Genomic DNA, 22,049 nt, shown 5'->3' with positions numbered 1-22,049 from the left:
GAACCATGGACGATCTCAACCTCGATCGTGAGCTGGGCCTCGACCTGATCCCGGCCCCGGTGTCCGTCCGCGAGGTGCCGCCCCCGGGCCTGTACGTCCTCGACGAGGAGACGCTCGTCGAGGCGCGCCCCGGCACCGAGGGCGTGGCGCGCTGGCTGCGCGCGACCGTCGGCGCGGCGACCGGGCTGCCGCTGGCCCCGGGCGACGATGACGACAACCGCATCGTGCTCGCCGTCGACCCGGCCCTCGGGCGCAGGCTCGGCCCCGAGGGCTACCGCGTCGTGGTGGACGGCCACGCCGTGCGCGTCGACGGAGGCAGCAGTGCCGGGGTCTTCTGGGGCGCCCAGACCCTCCGTCAGCTGCTGGGCCCGGCGGCCTTCCGGCGGGCACCGATCGGGCCCAGGGCCGGGTGGGAGCTCCCGATGGTCGCCATCGAGGACGCCCCCCGCTTCGCCTGGCGCGGCGTCCTCCTCGACGTCGCCCGGCACTTCCTCCCCAAGGACGGCGTCCTCCGCTACCTCGACCTGCTCGCCGCCCACAAGCTCAACGTCCTCCACCTCCACCTGACGGACGACCAGGGCTGGCGCATGGAGATCCACCGCTATCCGGAGCTGACCCGGACCGGCTCCTGGCGCGCCCGCACCAAGCTCGGCCACCGGGCCTCGCCGCTGTGGGACGAGCGCCCGCACGGCGGTTACTACACACAGGACGACCTGCGCGAGATCGTCGCGTACGCCGCCGAGCGGCACATCACCGTCGTCCCCGAGATCGACCTGCCCGGCCACTCGCAGGCCGCCATCGCCGCCCATCCCGAACTGGGCAACACCGACGTCGTCGACACCGCGGCCCTCACCGTCTGGGACACGTGGGGGGTCAGTCCGAACGTCCTCGCCCCCACCGACCACACCCTCGCCTTCTACGAGAACGTCCTCACCGAGGTCCTCGACGTCTTCCCCTCGCCCTTCGTCCACATCGGCGGCGACGAGTGCCCCAAGGACCAGTGGAAGGCGTCCCCGGCGGCGCGGGCCCGGATGGCGGCGGAGGGGCTGGCGGACGAGGACGAGCTCCAGAGCTGGTTCATCCGGCACTTCGACCGCTGGCTCGCGGAACGCGGCCGCCGGATGGTCGGGTGGGACGAGATCCTGGAGGGGGGCCTGGCGGGTCTCGTGGGTCTTTCGGAAGGCGCCACCGTCTCGTCCTGGCGCGGCTACGCGGGCGGCATCGCCGCCGCACGGGCGGGCCATGACGTCGTGATGTGCCCCGAACAACAGGTCTACCTCGACCACCGCCAGGCGCCCGGCGCCGACGAGCCCGTCCCCATCGGCTACGTCCGCACTCTGGAGGACGTCTACCGCTTCGACCCGGTGCCGGCGGAGCTCACGGAGACCGAGGCCGCCCGGATCATCGGTGCCCAGGCCAACCTCTGGACGGAGGTGATGGAGGACCAGCGGCGCCTCGACTACCAGGCGTTCCCCCGCCTGGCCGCCTTCGCCGAGACCGTGTGGTCCCCGCTGCCCGCCCCCGCCGCCCGCGACCACCCCGCCTTCGAACGCAGGATGGCCGCCCACTACGCCCGGCTCGACGCCCTCGGCGTCGACTACCGGCCGCCCGGCGGCCCCCACCCCTGGCAGCGCCGGCCCGGAGTGCTCGGACGCCCGATCGAGGGCGCGCCCCCGATCGTGTGAGCCGCACCGGAAGCTGACGAACCGTGCGACGGCCCCTGGCACGGTGGTCCTCCGCACACTGCCGTAAGTCGTACAAGGGCCGCACAAGAGTCAGCAAGCACCGCAATACGCTGGCAAAGCGCCCACAGTGGTGAGAGTCTCCCAACCCGGACTTTCTCCCTGGACGGGTACGCGACCACGGCTTGCGGACCCTCGCGACAGCGGAACCGGAAGATGTGCCAAAGTTTCCACGTCCGGGCCGACAGCACGTACCGTACGGCGAGGACCTGACGGAACAGTCGGGCCCACCGGGAAGGGGCACCTGGGTTGACCACGCACGCACCGCAGGCGGCGCACACGGTGACGTTGCCGGGCTCGCTGGACGAGGCCGTGGCGGCGCTGGCCGCCATGCCCACGGCCGTGCCCGTCGCCGGCGGCACCGATCTCATGGCGGCCGTCAACTCCGGGCTGCTGCGCCCCGCGGGCCTCGTCGGCCTCGGCCGCATCAGCGAGATCAAGGGCTGGCAGTACCAGGACGGCGCCGCCCTGCTGGGCGCCGGCCTCACCCACGCCCGGATGGGCCGCCCGGACTTCGCCGCGCTCATGCCGGCGCTCGCCGCCGCCGCCCGCGCCGCCGGACCGCCCCAGATCCGCAACGCCGGCACCCTCGGCGGCAACATCGCCTCCGCCCAGCCGACCGGCGACACCCTGCCCGTGCTCGCCGCCCTCGAAGCCTCGCTCGTCATCGCCGGCCCCGGCGGGACGCGCCGCGAGATCCCCGTCGGCCGCCTGCTGGCCGGGCTCGACATGCTGCGCCCCGGCGAGCTGATCGGCTACGTGCGCGTACCGCTGCTGCACGCCCCCCAGACCTTCCTCAAGGCGACCGGCCGGACGGGCCCCGGCCGCGCCATCGCCTCCGTCGCCGTCGTTCTCGACCCCGCGCGGCGCAGCGTGCGCTGCGCGGTGGGCGCGGTGGCGCCGATGCCGCTGCGGCCGTTCGACGCCGAACGCTGGGTGTCCTCGATCATCGACTGGGACGGCGACCGCGCGCTCGCGCCGGACGCCCTCGCCGCCTTCGGCGACTACGTCGCGGCAGCGTGCATCCCCGATCCGGTGCCCGAGCCGCCCAACCCGCTGTCCCCCCACGACCCCCATGACCCTCATGCCCCTCGTGACGGAGCCGAGCCCGGTACCCTGCCGCCGGCCGTGCTGCACCTCCGTCGTACGGTGGCGACCCTGGCCCGCCGAGCACTGGGGAGGGCACTCGCGTGAGTGACGACCAGCAGCGACACACCCATGCCCCCACGCCCGGCGCGGGCGGCTGGCAGCCGATCCCGCAGGGGGCGGGCCTGGAGGCCGAGGGCACGACCTTCGTCCAGCTCCCGCCCGAGCTCCTGGCCCAGACCGGCCCCGGGACCGGCGCGGGATGGAGCCCCCTGGCGGCGCCCGGCACGGGCTACGCGCCCCCGGTCGTGGACTCCTGGCAGCAGCAGGCGCCGCAGCACCCGGCCCCGCATCAGCACGAGCCGCAGGTGCCGACGCAGCAGCACTGGGACGCGTACGAGCACCGGTATGTGCCGGAGCAGCACGTGCCGGAGCAGCACGTGCCGGAGCAGCATGTGTCGGATGGGCACATGCCGGAGCAGCACGTTCCGGGGCAGCACGTACCCGAGCAGCATGTTCCGGGTGCGGACGACGGTGGTGCCGCCGATCCGCACGCGACGGCGCAGTGGCAGGTTCCCTTCGCGGCGGACGAGGCCGTGAACGCCACCGGCCCGGAGCCGGTGAACCACCCGGGGCCCGGGGCCACGGGGCAGTGGTCGGTCCCGGCCGCCGGTGACGACTCGGTGGAGGAGTCCGGGGAGTACGCGCTGCGCGGTTCCGCCGAGCAGCAGTGGACCGTACCGGCCGCGCGGGACGCGTCCGCCGGGTACGGAACGGGTGTCGCCGACGTCATCGCCGAGGACCGTCCGGTCACCGGTGCGGGCGATAATCCGACCGACGAGTGGACGGCTGCGGCCGAGCCCGTCGTGACCAGTGAGGCGACCGAGACGGCCGAAGCTGATGCGGAGGCCAAGGTCGAGGCCGAGGTCGAGGCGCAGCCGGAACAGGAACCGGAAGCGGAGCCGGCCGACGGCCAAGACCAGGGCGAGGCTGAAGTCCTGGAACAGGGCCAGGCCGAGGCCCCGGAGCAGGAGGACCAGCCCCTGGCCTCCGACATCCTGCCTGCCGACATCCCGCCTGCCGATATCCCTTCTGCCGATGCCCCGGCCCCCGCCGACCCGCGGCCCTACCTCCTCAACGAGCACCCCTGCGCCTCGTACGTCCTGCGCGTCAACGGCACCGACCGTCCCGTGACCGACGCGTGGATCGGCGAGTCGCTGCTCTACGTCCTGCGCGAGCGACTCGGCCTCGCGGGCGCCAAGGACGGCTGCTCGCAGGGGGAGTGCGGCGCGTGCTCCGTCCAGGTGGACGGCCGGCTGGTCGCGTCCTGTCTCGTGCCGGCGGCGACGACGGCGGGCTCGGAGGTCCGTACGGTCGAGGGCCTCGCGGCGCACGGGCAGCCGTCCGACGTCCAGCGGGCGCTCGCCGAGTGCGGTGCCGTCCAGTGCGGCTTCTGTGTACCCGGTCTCGCGATGACCGTGCACGACCTGCTCGAGGGCAACCATGCCCCGACCGAGCTGGAGACCCGGCAGGCCATCTGCGGCAACCTCTGCCGCTGCTCCGGGTACCGGGGGGTGCTCGAAGCGGTGCGCCAGGTCGTCGACGAGCGCGCGGAGACGGCCGCCCTGGAAGAGGAGACGGCGGCGCAGGAGGAACAGGCCCAGGGCCTTCAGGCCCCGGACGCGGGCCCGGACACGATGGGCATCCCGCACCAGCAGCCCGGCCCGTACGGCGACGGCTCGTTCGGCGACGGCTCGTACGGCGACGGTTCGTACGCCCAGGCGCCGTACGGCGAGGGGGCGTACGGAACGTACGACTCGGGTGCGTACGACACGGGCTCGTACGACACGGGCTCCTACGGCGGTGGCGGCCCCTACGGTGACGGCCCGTACGGGGACGGCGGCACCGGCAGTGGCTTTGGAAAGGCAACGGCATGACGGGAATGGGCGGGATGACCGGTACGGGCGGAATGGCGGGCGGCACGGGCGCGGGCGACATCCCGGCATCCGTCACCACCGCCACCCTCGTACCGCCCGCCACCCCCGAGGAGCCCCTCCTCGGCATCGGCGTCTCCCTGCCCTCCACCGACGCGGCCGCCAAGGCCCAGGGCACCTTCCCCTACGCGGCGGACCTGTGGGCGGAGGGCCTGCTGTGGGCCGCCGTGCTGCGCTCGCCGCACCCCCACGCCCGCATCGTCTCGATCGACACCTCGGCGGCCGCGACGATGCCGGGCGTCCGAGCCGTCGTCACCCACGCCGACGTGCCGGGCGAGAACAGGTACGGCCGGGGCATCGCCGACCGGCCCGTCTTCGCCTCCGACCTCGTGCGGCACCACGGCGAGCCGATCGCCGCCGTCGCCGCCGACCACCCGGACACGGCCCGCCTCGCCGCCGCGGCCATCGTGGTGGAGTACGAGCCGCTCGACCCGGTCACCGACCCCGAGCAGGCGTTCGCCGCCGAACCGCTGCACCCCGACGGCAATCTGGTCCGCCACATCCCGCTGCGCTTCGGCGACCCGGAGGCGGTCGGCGAGGTCGTCGTCGAGGGCCTGTACCGGATCGGCCGGCAGGACCCCGCGCCCATCGGCGCCGAGGCCGCGCTGGCCGTGCCGCGCCCCGACGGCGGCGTCGAGATCTACACCGCCTCCACCGACCCGCACGCCGACCGCGACCTCGTCGCCGCCTGCCTGGGCCTGGAGAACGACCGCGTCAAGGTCGTCGTTACGGGCGTCCCCGGCGCCATGGGCGACCGCGAGGACCCGGGCATCCAGCTCGCCCTGGGCCTGCTCGCCCTGCGCACGGGCCACCCGGTCAAGCTGGTGGCGACGCGCGAGGAGTCCTTCCTCAGCCACCCGCACCGCCACCCCACCCTGCTGCGTTACCGCCACCACGCGGACGCCGAGGGCAAGCTCGTCAAGGTCGAGGCCCAGATCCTGATGGACGGCGGCGCCTACGCCGACTCCTCCTCGGACGCGCTGGCGGCGGCCGTGGCCTTCGCCTGCGGCCCGTACGTCGTCCCGCACGCCTTCGTGGAGGGCTGGGTCGTCCGCACCAACAACCCGCCCTCCGGGCACGTCCGCGGCGAGGGCGCCATGCAGGTGTGCGCCGCGTACGAGGGCCAGATGGACAAGCTCGCGGAGCGGCTCGGCCTGGACCCGGCGGAACTGCGCATGCGCAATGTGATGGCCACGGGCGACGTCCTGCCCACCGGCCAGACCGTCACCTGCCCGGCCCCGGTCGCCGAACTCCTGCGCGCCGTCCGCGACTACCCGCTCCCTGCTCTTCCCAAGGACGACCCCGACGACAACGAGGACGACTGGCTCCTCCCCGGCGGCCCCGACGGCGCGGGCGACCCGGGCGCGGTGCGCCGGGGCGTCGGCTACGGCGTCGGCATGGTCCACATGCTGGGCGCGGAGGGCGCCGACGAGGTCTCCACGGCCACGGTGAAGGTCTCCGGCTCGGTGGCCACGGTCATCTGCGCCGCCGTGGAGACGGGCCAGGGCTTCGCCACGCTGGCGCGGCAGATCGTCCAGGAGGTCCTGGGCATCGAGGAGGTCCACGTCGCCCCGGTCGACACCGACCAGCCGCCGTGCGGGCCGGCCGCGCACAGCCGCCACACATGGGTCTCGGGCGGCGCGGTGGAGCGCGCGGCGAGAATGGTCCGTACGCAGCTCCTCCAGCCGCTGGCCCACCAGTTCGGCATGTCGACGGAGCTGCTGACCATCGCCGACGGCAAGATCACGTCGTACGACGGCGTCCTCAGCACGACGGTGGCCGAGGCGCTCGACGGCAAGGAACTCTGGGCCACCGCCCAGTGCCGCCCCCACCCCACGGAGCCCCTGGACGACTCCGGCCAGGGCGACGCCTTCGTCGGTATGGCCTTCTGCGCGGTCCGTGCCGTGGTGGACGTGGACGTCGACCTGGGCTCGGTGCGCGTCGTCGAACTGGCCGTCGCCCAGGACGTGGGCCGCGTCCTGAACCCGGCCCAGGCGAGGGCCCGCGTCGAGGCGGGCGTGATCCAGGGTGTGGGCGCCGCGCTGACGGAGAATCTCCGCACCAACACCGGCCAGGTCCGCCGCCCCGACCTGATGTCCTACGCCCTCCCGACGGCACTGGACGCCCCGGACGTCCACATCGTCAAGCTGGTGGAGGAACGCGACGTGGTCGCCCCCTTCGGCGCGAAGGCGATCAGCGCGGTGCCGGTCGTCACCTCCCCGGCGGCGGTGGCGGGGGCGGTACGGGCGGCCACGGGCCGCCCGGTCAACCGCCTGCCGATCAGGCCGCAGACGGCGGCGGTGAACGCCTGAGTAGACGTACTCAGGTGAATGTCGGTGGCAGTCAGTAGTCTTGTGGCTCTTGCGTACAAGACAACTGGCGGACTGGCATGAGGGGCGGGGCGGGGACCGTGAGTGGGGCATCGGGATTGCGGGCGGAACTGGATTCCCTCGAATCCTTCAAGGGCAGGGTCGACGCCCTATTGACCTACCTCCAGGGCACGGAGGCATCCCCGCACCGCATGGCGGACAACCACCTGGTGCCCGCGCAACTGGGCGTGGGCTTCGCGGAGGTCGAGTCCCTCTACAGCGCGTACAACGAGGTCCACGCGCAACTCAAGGCGCTGTCCCAGCTTCTGAGCGACCAGATCGAGGCCCTGGGCACGGCGGTCCACGCGGCCAAGGTCGGCTACGCGAACGTCGACGCGGACCTCCGCGACCGCATGTGGGCGATCCAGGCCCGGACGAGGGAACTGTACGAGCCGAGCCGTGACCCCAACCCGAAGCCGGCGGCACCGGGGCCGACGCCGTCCCCCCGCCCGCAGGGCGGCAGCAACGAGGGGCAGATCTGATGACGACGCCGATGAACCCGACGCCTCCGACCACCCCGTCCCCGCTGATCCGGCACCCCAGCAGCGGCCTGGTCACGACGACGAACTTCGAGTGGATGTCGCACGAACAACTCCGCGCGATGATCGAACAGGCGGACCCCCTGGGCACCCAGGACCTGGGCGCCAAACTCCAGGTCGCGGCCGCCACCATCAAGAAGATCGGCGAGGACCTGAAGGGCCACATGGCCAAGGTGGAATGGGCCGGCCAAGGCGGCGACTCCTTCCGCGAGTGGGGCACCGACATGGCCAACGCGGCCCTCCGGCTCGGCGAGTTCAGCCACAACACGGGCTCATGGATGATCGACGCGGCGGCAACCCTGTCCGGAGTGAAGTCCGCGATGCCGGAAGTCTCGACGGAGTCGAAGACGGTCCTGGACTCCTTCCGCGCCAACAACCCGGGCCAGGTGGGCGCCATCGCGGCACCGGGGTTGTCGGGCCAGAGCGGGGGCCTGCCGGGGGCTGCTACTTCCGGTCCCTCGCAGGCCCAGGCGTACGCGGCGCAGCAGCAACTGGACGCGGACCGCGCGGAGGCCGCCCGGCTGATGCGCAAGCTGGCGGAGTCGTACTCGTGGTCGGCGCACCAGATTTCTACGGGGGAGAGGCCTACGTTTCGGCCGATGCCGAATGCGATTCCAGGCGATGGTGACGTGAGTCACGACCGTGAGTACCTCGGAGGGGCGGGCGTCAGTCGGCAGGGGTACCAGGGCGGAGTGGGCAGCCCGGAAACGAGCTCGATCGGCGGCGGGACCCGAAGCGTGGATCGATCTGGAGTGGCTCTGCCCAGTGCGGGTGGTCCTGGAAGCGTGGGTGGGGCTCCGAGCATCGGACGTCGCGGCGCAGTTCTGCCGGATGGGAACGTCGGCACTGAGATCGATGGTGTTGCTCCAATGCCGACCGCTCCCTCCATCCCACCAGCAGGTCATGCAGATAGTCATGCAGGTGGCCGGGGCGATGGGGGATCGCCCTCTCTGCCGGGTGTTGTTGTGCCCTCCACGACGCAGCCTGGGAGACCAGTCAGCGGCGGCATTCCTCCGTTGACGCGACAGCCCATGGCAACTGGGCCAGGGATGGGGGCGGTACGGCCTGGCTTGGCGGTACCGCGTATTGCCGATCCCGGGATTGTCGGAGGCTGGCCTGTCTCGCCCGGCCAGGGGCTACCGACTGGCCAGGCGTCGCGTGGCACGGCCGTCGGTGCAGAAGGTCAGGGACAACCTCAAGGCCGAATGCCAGGTGGGGCGGGTCCTGTCGTGGGCGGCTCGCCTGGGGCAAGTAGTAGGACGGGCATGGTGACCGGACGGCGCTTGGCTACTGAGCCAGGCGGTGTTGTCGGTGGTCGTCCAGTCCAGCGCCCCGGTACTGGCGGAGAGTTCACTCCTGGTGGCGCGGGGTTGGTCCGGAGCCGTCCGGCGGTGGACGGTGGCGCATCGCCGCGAGGCGGTGTGCAGGGCAGTGCCTTCCTGGCGCCAAGCGCGGCAGGAGATGCCCCCTCGCGGCGTCGCCAGGGCGGGCAGCGTCCTGATTATCTTGTCGAAGATGAGGAGACCTGGTCGCAGATGCATCGACGTGTTGTTCCGCCGGTCATCGAATAGTGCGCGGAAATGATGAGAGGGCGGACATGCGTCGTGTCGAACACAACGGGCTCATGAGGCGCGGAATCACCGTGAGCTCGGCTGCCGTACTCCTCGCTCTCGCTGCCCCTGCTCCTGCGACCCAAGCTGACACGATCCGTTCACAGCAGTGGTACTTGGACGCGATGCGGGCTGAAGAAATGTGGCGGACGAGTACAGGCTCCGGCATGACTGTGGCCGTGGTCGACAGCGGAGTGGATGCAGAGCTGCCGGACCTCCAAGGCCAAGTGCTTCCCGGTAAGGATTTTTCGGGCTTGGAAGGGGACGCGCACTCCGACTACGACGGCCATGGGACGAGCATGGCTGTTCTCATCGCTGGGACTGGGGGAGGCAACGGAGGGGCAGGAGCCTTTGGCCTGGCCCCCAAGGCCAAGATCCTTCCCCTGCGTGTGGCCAACGCCAAAGTGCCTGCGCCGAAGGTGCTGCCCGCTCCTTCTATCGCTGCGGCAATCCGATATGCGGCTGACTCTGAAGCCAGGATCATCAATGTATCCATGGGCGGGGCGTTCGAACACGAAGATGAAGCGGAGGCCGTGAGGTATGCGGTCGCCAAGGGAAAGTTGATCTTCGCGGCAGTCGGTAACACTGGTAACGAGCGTAACCAGCCCGAATACCCTGCCGCCTTCCCAGGCGTGGTGGGCGTAGCCGCCGTCGACCAGGACATCAAAGCGACCGCAGAGTCACAGCACGGCCCCCAGGTCGACCTGGCCGCCCCCGGCGACAACATCGTCGCCACCTGCAAGGGCGGCACCGGCCTCTGTCGAAGCCACGGCACAAGCGACGCCACCGCCCTGACCTCCGCCTCAGCCGCCCTCCTCTGGTCCGCCCACCCCGACTGGACCGCCAACCAGGTCCTCCGCGTCCTCATCAACACCGCTGGCGGCCCCAAGAGCGGCGAGAAGCGCAGCGACTCCATCGGCTACGGCGTAGTCCGCCCCCGCATCGCCCTCCAGAACCCCGGCGACCCCGGCCCCCCGGACGTGAGCCCCCTCCCCGAGCTCGCGGCAGCGAAGACCCGGGCTCCTGGCACTGCGAGCAGCGGTGGGGACATGGCGCACCGGCAAGCAGCCGAGCCCCAGAAGGACAGCAGCAGCTGGTTCTCCCAGCGCAACATACTGGCCATAGGCGTCGCCGCAGCGGTAGTCCTCGTCTCAGGCGCATCCGCCCTGCTCAAACGCCGCCGCAGGACGCAGCCCAAGTAGACGGTCCCGGTTCCAGGCGCCCAACCATCCGCTCGGCCGGACGGATGGCATGGCCACCGCGACCGGCCACCTAACCCGTCTGAGCTGCTGCTATTTCTGGATGCCGACTAGGCTGCTCGTGTCTCCCAGGGGGAAGTCGATGGACATAAATATCAAGACGGAATACGTGCGGCAGGGAGCCGGCGGGGCTCATGCGGCGGCCGACACCGCGCTGGACAACCTCCGCCGGTCTCTCGACTCAAGCGACACCGCCGCCGATGGCCACCATGGCTGGGCCTCCGCCGTGGCCCTGAAGCAATGCGCGACCGCCTGGGAGAACCACATGGTCGACCTGGCCAAGCAGATGAACACGATGGCAGATAGCCTCCACAGCTCGGCAAACGCCTACGACACCACCGACCTTCAGACGAAGGATGCCTTCTCCCGTCTCCAGCACGGGCTCTCGGAATTCGGGGGGAACTGACCCCGTGGTCTCGTATCACGACCTCTACAGTTGCCGCGTCGACCAGTGGAAGAAAGCGGCCGACGACTGGGTTGCACTCTCCCGGCGGTCCGAATCCGCCGCCGAAGACATCCGCGCGCAGGGCAAAAAGCCGCTCGACGAGCACTGGGCAGACGCCACAGGCAAGAAGGCGGGCAAGCGCCTGGAAGACATCGCCAACCGCCTCGAGGCTGGCGGCGACATCACCAAGGGCGTGGCCATGGTGCTGGACGGCCTGGCCTACTCCATGGAATGGGCCCAGCGCACGCTGTTCCACGCGACCGAGCTCGCGAACGAGTACGGCCTCCGTATCCAGGACGGCCGCGCCGTCGGCGCCTATACCGGCGCCGCCCCCACGGGCCCCAATGTTCCGCAGGACGTGCGGGACGCCTATGCCAAGGAGTCGGCGCACATAGCCGAGATCGACGGCCTGATAGAAGAATCGTTGCGCCAGGCCGCGCAGGCCGACGAGAAAGCGTCCGCCGAGCTGGCCAAGCTGGCGAAGGCCGTCGACGTGGCCAATACCAGCAAGGCGCACAACGAGCTCGAAGTCGATGCCTCCCACGTCGAGTTCTCCATGCTCAGGGGCAGCATTCCGGCTGGCAAGGACCCCCACCTCGTCCGCGCCTGGTGGGACGGGCTGACCCCGGAGCAGCAGAAGGCCCTGATGCGGGCTGATCCCGTGACTCTCGCCGACCTCAAGGGCTTGCCACCGGAGGTCGGGCAGGAGCTTCGGGGGCCCGACGGGAAGATCGACCGGGTCGAGATGGTGCGGTACGCGTTGGACCATTGGGACAAGAAGGATGATCTTGCCTTCAAGAATAATTGCGCCAATTTTGTCTCATCTGCCCTTGAAGCGGGTGGTATGCAGAAGAAGTTCGACTCCTGGTCGGGCCCCTTGGGTGACAACACCTGGGGCCGAGAGAGTGGTGTCGGAGTGCCCTGGCTCGACCAGCGGGCCTACCACTCGCGTTCCTGGTCCCTGGCCAAAGATCTGCAGAAGTTTCTGCTGCGCAATGGCGGCGAGGAGGTTCCGTGGTCGGAAACGCGCCCTGGCGACGTCATCTTCTACGAGCAAGTAGCTCCTGGAGCCGGTGAGCCTCAGGGTGAGACGTACCACGCTGCCCTCGTCACCTCGGTATCGCCCGACGGTGACATCAAATTGAGCCAACACACTAGCTCGTGGCAGAACGTCAGCCTGGACAGTCGGGTGCATATCGCCAACAGGAACGACGGCGAGCAACGTATTCGCTTCGTCCGCCCCCATCCGAATTGGTACTAATGACTACTTCGCCCTCCTCCGCCACCTCCAACCTCACCACAGAGAAGCGCCCGATCGCGTCCGGGACGCTGATCGCTGCACTGTGGGTGCCGCTCGCGACCGTCATCGGTGTGGTCACGTCCTGGCAGGTTCAAGAGATCGATCGCGACTGGGTCGAACGGCAACAGGCAGCATGCCGGCACATGTCCTTCCCGAAGATGGAATATGTCGCCGCGTGGGCAGGGCCGGTCCTCGGCATATCGGCAGTGGTGGTTTGCGTATTGCTCGCCAAACGAATCCGTCGGCTGTACGGCCTACCGCTGCGGGGGACGAAACGTGGACTCGTGGCCTACATCGGCGTGTGGCCGGGCGTGCTGACGATTCCACTGGAGTTGTTTCTGTTGTACGCCACGTACTCGCCCGTCGACTCCGGTCCGATCCTGGGCGACTGTGGCTAGTGCTCCAGCAGTCTTCATGGTGAGCGTGGGCCGCGAGGCCGGGTACCTGATCGCGCGGTCTGCGGCACAGGGAAATCGTCGCTAGGCGGGCGCCGTTGACTGGCTAGGCTGAGCCTTTACGTTCCGAGACCGTCCCCTCCTCCCCGAGGCCACCTGATGACCAATGCCCCGCTCCCCGCCCCGGGGGCCGAGTCACAGATGCCCTCCGCTTCCGCTGATGTCAGCCGACTGGCCGGAGAAATCGCCGCGCTATACGACGAGGCGGGCCACCCCGCAGCCCTCGTCGGTGAGTTCCGCCGTACCGCCGTGCTCGTACCGCTCGACGAGGCGGGTGGGCTCTGGTCCGTGGAGATGCACGGCATCCGCTGGATTTGTGGCTTCACGGACGTGGCCGCCCTCGCGCGGTTCGCCGTGGCGCGCGGAATCGCCGAGGACGAGGAGTGGGAGTACCGCTCGATCTTCGGTGCGCGTCTCCTCGACGTGGTCGTCCCGGCGGTCGGCGCGCCCGCCGGTGTCGCCCTCGACATCGCCGACGAACGTCCCGTCATGTTCCCGCCCGTACGCGGCATCGTGCCGGATGATGTGGCGCTGGACGCGCCGAAGAATCGATTCGCCATGGAGATGGAGGCAGCAGCACCGTGAGCGGTGGGGGCGGGGACGGCATACAGGCGAGCCAGGCAGCGCTCGGCAATGTCGCCAAGGGCATCAACGCGGCGATCGGCGAACTCAAGGGCATCGGCGGCGCGGGCGCGGCCTCCGTGGGGCGGGGCTTCGACGACCTCGCGCTCTCCGGGATGGAGCTCGGGCACGGCGGCCTGACGGCATCGCTCAAGAACTTCTGCGAGCGCTGGGACTGGGGCGTACGCGCGCTCGTCCAGGACGCCGACCAGTTCGCGGAACGCGTCGGCCTCGCGGCCGGCTACTACCACGAGCGCGATCGCTACGTGGCGGACACCTTCAAGATCGTCGCCAACGCAGCCATGGGAAATCCTCATCTGACCGAGGACCAGGTGAAGGAAAAGTCGGTCAGTGAGGTGCTGTCCGACAACGCGTTCACCCAGACCCGCGACGCCGACTACAGCCTCGGCTCCTTCGCCAAGGCCGGCGAGGGCGCCAAGGACGCCTGGTCGAAGACCGGCAAGGACCTCCTGGACAGCGCCAAGACCGGCGGATCGGGCCCGCTCGGCGTGGCGGTCCGGACGGTCAGCAAGATCGAGGACTACTGAGGGCTGCTGAGGTCTACTGATGAACGCGTTCGACAGCCTTGGCGAGTGGGGCGAGAAGAAGCTCGACCAGGCCGAGAAGATGGCAGGCAGGGCCATCCACAAGGGCACCGAGCTCGCCGCGGAGGGCCTGGACAAGGCCGGCCTGCACAGCGCGGCCCGCAAGGTCGACCACCTCGGTGAGGAGATCGCGTCCGACCTCGGCGCCGAGATCGGCGAGCACCAGCTGGACCAGACCGAGAACCCGAAAGAACTCGTCCACGGCGAGCCCAAGCGGATAGAGGCCACGGCGAAGCACCTGCGCAGCCTCCACTCCTCCTTCAACGCCACTCACACTGCCCTCCAGCAGGTTCGTGCCACCGGCTGGAAGGGCCAGGGCGCCGACGCTTTCACCACGAAGTTCGTCGAGCAGCCGAAGAAGTGGGCCGAAGCGGCCGACGCCTTCGAGGCGGCGGCCGGTGCCCTCGAGTCGTACGCCCACACCGTCACCTGGGCGCAGAACCAGGCCAAGGAGGCCGTCCGCCTCTGGAAGAAGGGGCAGGAGGCCAACAAGAAGGCCGTCCACGAGTACAACGCCAAGGTCCTCGTCTACAACGCGAAGATCCAGAACCTCCAGGACCCCGGCCCCAAGCCCGTCGACCCGGGAAACCCCGGCGAAGCGGACATGAAGGAGGCCCGGCGCCTCCTCGCCGAGGCCCGCAAACAGCGCAACACGGCCGCCGCCGAAGCCCAGACGAAGATTGCCGCAGCCGTCTCGAACGCACCGCAGAAGCCCAGCTTCACCAACCGTATGAAGGCCAACGCCCTCGACCTCAAGGACGGCGGGGCGATGGAGCTCATGCACTTCGAGGGCGGTGTCCTCCGGGCCGGTACGGACGCGGCGAAGTTCGCCCGCGGTCTCAACCCCCTCGACATCTACAACGTCACCCACCCCGCCGACTACCTGAGCACCGTCTCCAGCACGGCGGCCGGCATGCTCTCCCTCGCCTCCCATCCCGAGCGCCTGCCCGCCACTCTCGTCGGAGACGGCTGGGGCAAGGATTTCTCCGAGGCAACCGGCCGTCTCGGAGGCAATATCGGCTTGGCCTTCGCCACGGGCGGCGGCAGCGCGGGCGCCGCCGCGGCCGAACGCACGGCGATCGCGGCAGCCGAGCGGGGCGCGGCGGGCGCGGCGGAACGCGCGGGAGCGAGCGCGGTTGAAGGCGGGGGCGCACGGGCGGGCGAGACGGTCAAGTCGGTCGAGCGTAGTTCGACGCGCGGGCACGGTACTGATGGTCCGAACTACAACCGTGCTCCCGAAGAGAAAGTCTGCGAAAAGGACCCGGTCGACGTTGCGACGGGGCGCATGCTCCTGCCGCAGACGGACGTCACACTTCCTGGCGCACTTCCCCTCGTGTTCTCCCGCCATTTCGAGTCGTCGTACCGGGCCGGCATCTGGTTCGGTCCGGCTTGGGCGAGCAGTGCGGACCAGCGTCTGGAGATCGATTCCGAAGGAGTCATCTTCGTGCGCGAGGACGGCGTCCTGCTGTCCTACCCGCACCCGGCGCCCGGCCTGGAGACCTTGCCGACGGGCAGCCAACGCTGGCCACTGACCGTTGACGAAGCCGGAACCTACTCGATCACCGACCCCGGCAGCGGTCGTGTCCGTCGCTTTCGTCGGTACGACGGTGGACTCGCTCTCCTTGACGAGCTGACCGATCGGAACGGCCATCGCATCACCTTCGTCCACGCGGAGGACGGCACCCCGACCGACATCATTCATGACGCGGGATACCACATCCGCGTCGCGACCGATGGGAGACGGATCACCGCCCTGCACCTGATCGGCGCGGGGCCCGCCGGCACGGACGCGGAGCTGGTCCGCTACGGATACACCGATGGCCAACTGTCCGAGATCATCAACTCTTCAGGGCAGCCGCTTCGCTTCGGCTATGACGAGCTCGGCCGGATCACATCTTGGACCGACCGCAACGGCAGCCGTTTCGACTACGTCTACGACGACCGTCACCGCTGCGTCGAGCAGTCCGGGGCCCAAGGGCACCTGCGCTCGTACTTCTCCTATGACGGGATTGACGGCGAAAGCGGCTTGCCCGTCACCACCGTTACCGATTCATTGGGTCACAGCACCCGCTATGTGATCGACAGCTCCTTGCGCGTCGTAGCGGTGATCACCCCGGACGGTGCGGTGTCCCGCTCCACCTGGGGCAGACACAATCGGCTCCTCTCACGTACCGACGCCTTGGGGCGGACAACTCGCTTCCGGTATGACGAGTCCGGGCGTAGCACCGCCGTGGTCCGCCCCGACGAGCGGGTGACGCGGGCTTCGTACGACCCGGCGCTGGGGCTTCCGGAGACGGTGACGAACCCGGACGGAAGCGTTTGGCACCAGACGTACGACCGGAACGGGAACTGTACATCCACCACTGATCCATCGGGTTCCGTGACCCGATTCACCTACGACGAACTCGGTCATCCCGCTTCGGTCGTCGACGCCTTGGGTAATACCACTCGACTTCGATGCAACAGCGCGGGACTCGTGGTCGAGCTGACGGATCCGCTGGGTGGGGTGACCAACTATCGACGCGACGCGTTCGGCCGGGTCACCACCGTGATTGATGCGCTCGGGGCCACGACCCGGCTGAAGTGGTCGATGGAGGGTCACCTTGCCCGCCGTATCGCTCCCGATGGCACGGAACAGTCGTGGACGTACGACGGCGAGGGCAACTGTGTCACGTACACCGATGCCCTTGGTGGAGTGACGACATACGAATACACCCACTTCGATCTGCTCTGCGCACAGACGGGTCCCGACGGCATCCGGCATGAATTCACCTACGACACGGAGCTGCGACTGACGGAGGTCACCAATCCCCAGGGCCTGACATGGTCCTACGAATACGACCCCGTCGGCCGCTTGGTATCCGAGACGGACTTCGACGGCCGGACGCTGACGTACACGCACGACGCGGCCGGTCAGCTCACGTCACGCACCAACGCGCTGGGGCAGACCATCACCTACGACCACGATGTTCTCGGTCGGACGGTGGCCAAGGAGGTGGATGGCGCTGTCACGACGTACACGCATGACGCGGTGGGCCGGTTGCTGGAGGCGGTCGGCCCCGACGCGACGCTGACCTACAGCCGCGACCGGCTGGGCCGCGTCAAGTCCGAGACGGCGAACGGCCGGACGCTGACCTTCGCGTACGACCAGTTGGGGCGGCGGACGCGACGGGTCACTCCCGGCGGGGCGGTCAGCACATGGACGTACGACGCGGCGGGGCGGCGGACGTCGCTGACGGCGTCGGGCCATGTCTTCGACATCGAGCACGATGCAGCGGGCCGCGAGTTCGCGCGGCACTTCGGCGAGGGCATCACACTGTCGCACGCTTGGGACGTGTCGGGTCGGCTGACGTCGCAGACGCTCACGGCGGGAGCGGAGTCCGCGCAGCTCCAGCGCCGGGACTACACGTACCGCCATGACGGCCATCTGACGGCCGTCAACGACCGCTCCTTCGAACTCGACGCCGTCGGCCGGGTCACCGCCGTCACGGCCCCAGGCTGGCAGGAACAGTACGCCTATGACGACGCCGGCAACCAGACGGAAGCCACCTGGCCCACGGACCACCCGGGCACGGACGCTCAGGGCGCTCGCGCGTACACGGGCACGCGCATCACGCGCGCGGGTAATATCCGCTACGAGCACGACGATCAGGGTCGCGTCGTCCTGCGCCAGAAGGTCCGGTTGTCACGGAAGCCGGACACCTGGCGATACGAGTGGGACGCGGAGGACCGCCTGCGGTCGGTGGTCACCCCGGACGGTACGCGCTGGCGCTACCTGTACGACCCGCTGGGCCGCCGAATAGCGAAGCAGCGCCTGGACGAGTCGGGCGGCGTGACGGAGCAGGTCGACTTCGCCTGGGACGGCCCGACACTCACCGAACAGACGACGACGTCCCCCGGCCTCCCGAACCCGGTCACCCTGACCTGGGACCACGACGGCATCCGCCCGGTCGCCCAGACGGAACGCATATCGGTGGCGGACGCCTCGCAGGCCGAGATCGACAGCCGCTTCTTCGCGATCGTCACCGACCTGGTCGGCACACCGAGCGAACTCGTCGACGAATCCGGCGTCATCGCCTGGCGTACCCGCACCACTCTCTGGGGCACGACAGCCTGGGTATCGGGCAGCACCACCTACACGCCCTTGCGCTTCCCGGGCCAGTACTACGACCCGGAGACGGGTCTCCACTACAACTTCCACCGCCACTACGACCCGGAGACGGCGCGCTATACGTCGTCGGATCCCCTGGGACTGGCTCCGGCGCCGAATCCGGCGGCGTACGTCGATAATCCCCACACATGGGCGGACCCGCTGGGACTGGCCCCCTGTAAGGGCTCGATATTCAATCGCCTTAAGGCGATGTTCGGGCGTGATGCTGGAGGGATTGGTGCGAGCTCGGATGCCGTTTCCCCGGCGTCACCGCTGGTCCTGGAAGCGGGCAGTCCAGGAATTGGAAACGTTGCAGAGTTGCATGGTCCTTTCCATAGACTCGGGTCGCCGACACAGACGGCAGAAGTCACAAATCAGGTTCGAGTCTGGTGAACTGTGGGGGCGTACGTCGCGCTGGGGAGGGGATCCAATGGTCCAGGCACACCGGGGCCCCATCCCCTCTGATGCCAAGCCAGGTAGCTTCGAGTTCTATACGACAGTTGAACCCAAGCCTGCCAGAAACAATCCGCCGGGGTATGTAGGGTGGGAGTTGGGCCAGCAAGATGGGGTGAAGGGTTTTATTAGCAACGGTGAAGAATTTGCTTCGATTCCCGTTTATGTAACGGAGGTGAGGTAGGGATGAGGCGCATCGACGCTGACGCGTTCTGCGGTTCCCCTCAGGGTTACGTGGCTCAAATTGATATCGACACGGAGCGTGCGGAGCTCCTGTGGGGCGCTGGTGAAACATCCTGGGATGACTTGGGCCCTTGGTTTACTTTCGCATTCGTGCTTGAAAGTGGGACGTTGGTGGCTTTGGTGCGTGAGATCGAGAATGCTCCATGCCCTGGCTATATTTTGACCGCAATTGGGGATAAGGGTAAACGTGATGTTCTTGTGGAGTTTCTGGGTGAGGCTGATCTCACTATGAGTCAGGTTTTGCATCAAGGCTTTGAATGAGTGCTTTCCGAAATGATCGGCATGTCGCCTTGGTGATACTCGGAGCACCCGGTTGATGTTTCGAGGCCAGCAGCAAAGCAGACTTTTACGAGTGGCTAGCGGCTGCGGCCCATGTGATGACGGCACGGCGGGTGCTACTGCGTTCTCGGGGCCCTCGCGGGGGAGGGGGTCGGGGCGGCTGTCAGCGTCGAAGGGGCGGTCGCGATGGTGGTCGACGCGTACGCACTCGCTCCTCCGAAGCGATGCGTTCCGCACTGCTTCTATGGGGCGAAGGCTGTGCCTGTAAAGGTCTGTCACGTGGGTGGGTTGACGTGACTGGGTAGAACGGTCCCTTGAGTAAACCGAGTTCGGTCACCATGAACTCAGATGGGGAGACGGCGGGTTGGGGGAAGCGGGGAGCGGTTCGGTAGTTCCGTTGGTGATCGCGTTTCTGGGCATTCTCGGCACGCTCGTGTCGGGGCTCATGACGCAGCGGCTCGCGGAGAAGGCCAAGGCGAAGGAGCTGGAGCACGCGGCGCGGGAGCGCGTGGAGGAACGGCGGTACGAGGCGGAGCGTGCGGTGGGCGAGGCGCTTCGGGCCTGCTACGTCATGCTGAACACCGCCTCCCTTGACTACCATTCCGAGCTGAACAACTTCTGGTACGCGCTTCGGGCTGGCCGTGTCACCGACGACCTGCGGTCGCGCCTGGACGACGCGCGGCGCGAGCATCGCGCGCGGCACTCCGAGGCGCAGCTACGGGTACCGGATGACGTGCTCACCGCCGCCCACGAAGTCAACCTCGGGCTCAGCAGGCTGTACGGGGTGCTCAAGCGTCTCGACGGTGGGCATCCGCCGCGACGGGAGGGCGAATCCCTGGAGCAGGCCCGTGCTCAGATCAATGGGGCCTGGGATCAGCTCAACGAGATGCGCAGCGTCATGCGGCGGAGTCTTGGCGTCGCTCCTTAGCGCTTTGCGTATGTCGCGACACCCTGCCAGTCGACCATGACGCACGGGGCGTCGCCGAGGACCCAGGCGTCATGACCCGGTGGGCAGATCATGCAGTCGCCCGGGCCGAACTCCGCCTCCTCGCCGTCGTCCATGACGACCTTCATGCGGCCCGAGACGACGTAGGCCGCGTGGGAGGCCTGGCAACTGTCGGTGCCGGCGATCGGTTTGACGTGTTCGGACCAGTGCCAGCCCGGTTCGAACGTCGCCCGGCCCACTGGGCCGGTGCCCAGGTTCACCAGCTCCATTCGCCCTTTGTCATCCTCGAAAGGGCGGACTTCCTCCGGTGACTCGAAGCTCTTGCGTACGAGTCCGGCCATGGTGTGCTCTCCTCGGCTGCCGCCCCGCTGATCTGCCGTTTCGACCGTAGCCCTGTGGAAGGGGAGTGGCGAGTGGTACGGGGCGGGCGGGTGATGTGGGTGATGGAGGTGGTTCTCGCACGGCTACAACAAGTGGCCCGTGCCGTCGGCCGGCGGCTCGGTGCGGGGCCGAGCACCTGAGCTGGCGGCGGCGCGCTGTTCCGAGTGCCGGGCAGTGGTCGGCACGCGCGCGTGTCCTGATCCTCCCGAGCCGGCCCCCGGGCTCAGGTCTGCCGCCAGAGAGAGGCTTACGGTCTACGTCGTCTACTCCGAGGCTTTTCGAGAGGACTCCTGATCCATGACGACGCCCCCGCCCCTCCCGCCCCATCCCCCGGCCGCACCGCCGCCGTACCCGGCGCAACAGCCGTACGGCCCCCTGTACTCGCAGCCGGGCGGATGGGGAGCCCCCATGGCCCCCATGGCCCCCATGCCGCCCATCCCGCCCGCGCCCCGGCGCCTGAGCACCGGGGCGATCGTCGGGATCGTCATCGGTGTGGTGTTGGGTCTGCCTGCCCTCTCCGGCGTTCTGCTGTATGTGTCGTCCGGCGGGCAGCCGGGTCGGCACCACTCCTCGAGTCCCGTGCCGAAGTCCGAGCGCTATCGGCTCGCCGTGCCGCATGCCCTCCTGGACGGCAAGTACACCCTGGCCCAGGACCTCAGTCAGACCCTGAACGACAAGCTCGCGGGGCAGCGGAACGGCCGGAACGAGCACGACATGAAGTGGGCGAGCGGGCAGTACGTCACCACTGCCGGAGATGAGCAGGAGACCATTCTTTTCGCCGGGGGCTACGGCGAGATCGACGATCCGCACCGCGCTCTGGACAGCATGCTCCGGGGCATGGGCGACAACGAAGGCGTCACGGTCACCACACCCGCCAAGGAGATCACTCCGCCCGGTGCGCAGACGCCCGTCACATGCGAGGTCCTCGGCGCCACACGCGCCGGGCAGGCGAATTCGGTGGTCGTCTGCGGGTGGAGTGACCGCAGCACCGTGGCCACCGTCTCCGTACCCGGCGGCAGCGCCGACATCGACGAAGCGGCGATGAAAACCACGCGGATACGGAACGAGACCCGGGTACGGGCATAGCTCGGTGCCGTCCGTGTGAGTACGTCCGCACCCGCGCGCACCCCCACCTGAGTACCGCTACGGATACGCCCGCCACCACGCCCCGCCTAGCGTCTGCCGCATGGCAATGAACACTACGAACGTCGACCCCACCACCCTCGTGCTGAAGTACCTCGGCGGGGTCGCCCTGTGGGTCTTCGCGGCGCTCACGTTTCTTCTCCTCCCCCTCAACGTCATGGCCTCCGACGGCTGCTTCGACGGGGACACCCGCGCCATCTGCACCGTCGCCGGGCAGAACGCCGTCGCCTACGTCCCGATGGTCACCGCGCCCCTCGCCGGCGTGCTCGGTACGTACGGGCTGGCGGCGGAAGGGGGGCGGACCAGGGGGCTGTACGCCGTCGCTATGGGGGCGCTCGTCGCCGCGTGGGTGGTCGTGGCGGCCATCGCCGGGTGAACCCGGAGGCGCTCGAACAGTGCCTGAACGGTGCTCGAACAGGGCTCGATAAG

General features: G+C 69.1%; 17 protein-coding genes. 16 read left to right on the top strand and 1 reads right to left on the bottom strand.

Going from position 1 to position 22,049, the window contains the following annotated elements; all coding sequences use genetic code 11:
- The first annotated feature begins 5 nt into the window (after positions 1–5).
- From ACX9I7_RS19845 to ACX9I7_RS19780, 14 genes are all read left to right on the top strand, one after another.
- Positions 6–1,685 carry a beta-N-acetylhexosaminidase gene (locus ACX9I7_RS19845; RefSeq protein WP_387575109.1) on the top strand — a complete coding sequence of 560 codons (1,680 nt, stop codon included), beginning with the start codon at positions 6–8 and terminating at the stop codon, positions 1,683–1,685.
- 306 nt (positions 1,686–1,991) lie between these two features.
- Positions 1,992–2,936 carry an FAD binding domain-containing protein gene (locus ACX9I7_RS19840; protein WP_387575106.1) on the top strand — a complete coding sequence of 315 codons (945 nt, stop codon included), beginning with the start codon at positions 1,992–1,994 and terminating at the stop codon, positions 2,934–2,936.
- Positions 2,933–4,765 carry a (2Fe-2S)-binding protein gene (locus ACX9I7_RS19835; RefSeq protein ID WP_459388060.1) on the top strand — a complete coding sequence of 611 codons (1,833 nt, stop codon included), beginning with the start codon at positions 2,933–2,935 and terminating at the stop codon, positions 4,763–4,765. The genes ACX9I7_RS19840 and ACX9I7_RS19835 overlap by 4 nt, the downstream gene beginning before the upstream one ends.
- A gap of 5 nt (positions 4,766–4,770) precedes the next feature.
- A complete protein-coding gene (locus ACX9I7_RS19830) occupies positions 4,771–7,134 on the top strand; it encodes a xanthine dehydrogenase family protein molybdopterin-binding subunit (protein ID WP_387575238.1) in 2,364 nt (787 codons plus the stop codon).
- 98 nt (positions 7,135–7,232) lie between these two features.
- Positions 7,233–7,673, top strand: a complete 441-nt coding sequence (locus ACX9I7_RS19825; RefSeq protein WP_126914364.1) for a hypothetical protein — start codon at positions 7,233–7,235, stop codon at positions 7,671–7,673.
- Between the two features lie 1,654 nt (positions 7,674–9,327).
- Complete coding sequence (mycP, locus tag ACX9I7_RS19820) at positions 9,328–10,542, top strand: type VII secretion-associated serine protease mycosin (protein WP_459388059.1); 1,215 nt, start codon at positions 9,328–9,330, stop codon at positions 10,540–10,542.
- Positions 10,543–10,681: 139 nt separating this feature from the next.
- Entirely contained in the window at positions 10,682–11,005 is a 324-nt protein-coding gene (locus ACX9I7_RS19815; RefSeq protein WP_459388058.1) for a type VII secretion target, read from the top strand.
- Positions 11,006–11,009: 4 nt separating this feature from the next.
- Entirely contained in the window at positions 11,010–12,305 is a 1,296-nt protein-coding gene (locus ACX9I7_RS19810; protein WP_459388057.1) for an amidase domain-containing protein, read from the top strand.
- Positions 12,305–12,742, top strand: coding sequence for a hypothetical protein (locus tag ACX9I7_RS19805; protein ID WP_459388056.1), 438 nt, complete (start codon positions 12,305–12,307; stop codon positions 12,740–12,742). The genes ACX9I7_RS19810 and ACX9I7_RS19805 overlap by 1 nt, the downstream gene beginning before the upstream one ends.
- 156 nt (positions 12,743–12,898) lie before the next feature.
- On the top strand, positions 12,899–13,384 hold the full coding sequence (locus ACX9I7_RS19800; protein WP_459388055.1) for a hypothetical protein: 486 nt from the start codon (positions 12,899–12,901) through the stop codon (positions 13,382–13,384).
- Positions 13,381–13,968 (top strand): hypothetical protein, encoded by a 588-nt coding sequence (locus tag ACX9I7_RS19795; protein WP_459388054.1) that lies wholly within the window; start codon positions 13,381–13,383, stop codon positions 13,966–13,968. Before ACX9I7_RS19800 ends, ACX9I7_RS19795 begins: the two co-directional genes overlap by 4 nt.
- Positions 13,969–13,987: 19 nt before the next feature.
- Entirely contained in the window at positions 13,988–18,568 is a 4,581-nt protein-coding gene (locus tag ACX9I7_RS19790; RefSeq protein ID WP_459388053.1) for a putative T7SS-secreted protein, read from the top strand.
- A gap of 246 nt (positions 18,569–18,814) precedes the next feature.
- Entirely contained in the window at positions 18,815–19,132 is a 318-nt protein-coding gene (locus ACX9I7_RS19785; protein WP_459388052.1) for a hypothetical protein, read from the top strand.
- A gap of 415 nt (positions 19,133–19,547) precedes the next feature.
- Positions 19,548–20,078: a hypothetical protein gene (locus ACX9I7_RS19780; protein WP_459388051.1), complete on the top strand. Its 531-nt coding sequence runs from the start codon at positions 19,548–19,550 to the stop codon at positions 20,076–20,078.
- Here ACX9I7_RS19780 and ACX9I7_RS19775 read toward each other — a convergent pair.
- The gene (locus ACX9I7_RS19775) at positions 20,075–20,437 is read right to left on the bottom strand and encodes a cupin domain-containing protein (RefSeq protein WP_459388050.1); all 363 of its coding nucleotides are present in this window, start codon (positions 20,435–20,437) and stop codon (positions 20,075–20,077) included. The two genes, ACX9I7_RS19780 and ACX9I7_RS19775, sit on opposite strands and share 4 nt — an antisense overlap.
- 448 nt (positions 20,438–20,885) lie before the next feature.
- Here ACX9I7_RS19775 and ACX9I7_RS19770 point away from each other — a divergent pair, with 448 nt between their 5' ends.
- Positions 20,886–21,563 (top strand): hypothetical protein, encoded by a 678-nt coding sequence (locus ACX9I7_RS19770; protein ID WP_459388049.1) that lies wholly within the window; start codon positions 20,886–20,888, stop codon positions 21,561–21,563.
- A 100-nt stretch (positions 21,564–21,663) separates the two neighbouring features.
- Positions 21,664–21,996, top strand: a complete 333-nt coding sequence (locus tag ACX9I7_RS19765) for a hypothetical protein (protein ID WP_459388048.1) — start codon at positions 21,664–21,666, stop codon at positions 21,994–21,996.
- The last annotated feature ends 53 nt before the right edge of the window (positions 21,997–22,049 follow it).

The organism is Streptomyces sp. L500 (assembly GCF_054551825.1).
The sequence above is the reverse complement of the archived record's forward strand: the minus strand, read 5'-3'. Positions and strand labels throughout refer to the sequence as shown.

Excerpts from the sequence above, each read along its gene's own strand:
- ACX9I7_RS19800 (WP_459388055.1), top strand. The coding sequence starts at position 12,899 with ATGACCAATGCCCCGCTCCCCGCCCCGGGGGCCGAGTCACAGATGCCC.
- ACX9I7_RS19785 (WP_459388052.1), top strand. The coding sequence starts at position 18,815 with ATGAGGCGCATCGACGCTGACGCGTTCTGCGGTTCCCCTCAGGGTTAC.
- mycP (WP_459388059.1), top strand. The coding sequence starts at position 9,328 with ATGCGTCGTGTCGAACACAACGGGCTCATGAGGCGCGGAATCACCGTG.
- ACX9I7_RS19845 (WP_387575109.1), top strand. The coding sequence starts at position 6 with ATGGACGATCTCAACCTCGATCGTGAGCTGGGCCTCGACCTGATCCCG.
- ACX9I7_RS19805 (WP_459388056.1), top strand. The coding sequence starts at position 12,305 with ATGACTACTTCGCCCTCCTCCGCCACCTCCAACCTCACCACAGAGAAG.
- ACX9I7_RS19775 (WP_459388050.1), bottom strand. The coding sequence starts at position 20,437 with ATGGCCGGACTCGTACGCAAGAGCTTCGAGTCACCGGAGGAAGTCCGC.
- ACX9I7_RS19830 (WP_387575238.1), top strand. The coding sequence starts at position 4,771 with ATGGGCGGGATGACCGGTACGGGCGGAATGGCGGGCGGCACGGGCGCG.
- ACX9I7_RS19770 (WP_459388049.1), top strand. The coding sequence starts at position 20,886 with ATGGCCCCCATGGCCCCCATGCCGCCCATCCCGCCCGCGCCCCGGCGC.
- ACX9I7_RS19765 (WP_459388048.1), top strand. The coding sequence starts at position 21,664 with ATGGCAATGAACACTACGAACGTCGACCCCACCACCCTCGTGCTGAAG.
- ACX9I7_RS19790 (WP_459388053.1), top strand. The coding sequence starts at position 13,988 with ATGAACGCGTTCGACAGCCTTGGCGAGTGGGGCGAGAAGAAGCTCGAC.
- ACX9I7_RS19815 (WP_459388058.1), top strand. The coding sequence starts at position 10,682 with ATGGACATAAATATCAAGACGGAATACGTGCGGCAGGGAGCCGGCGGG.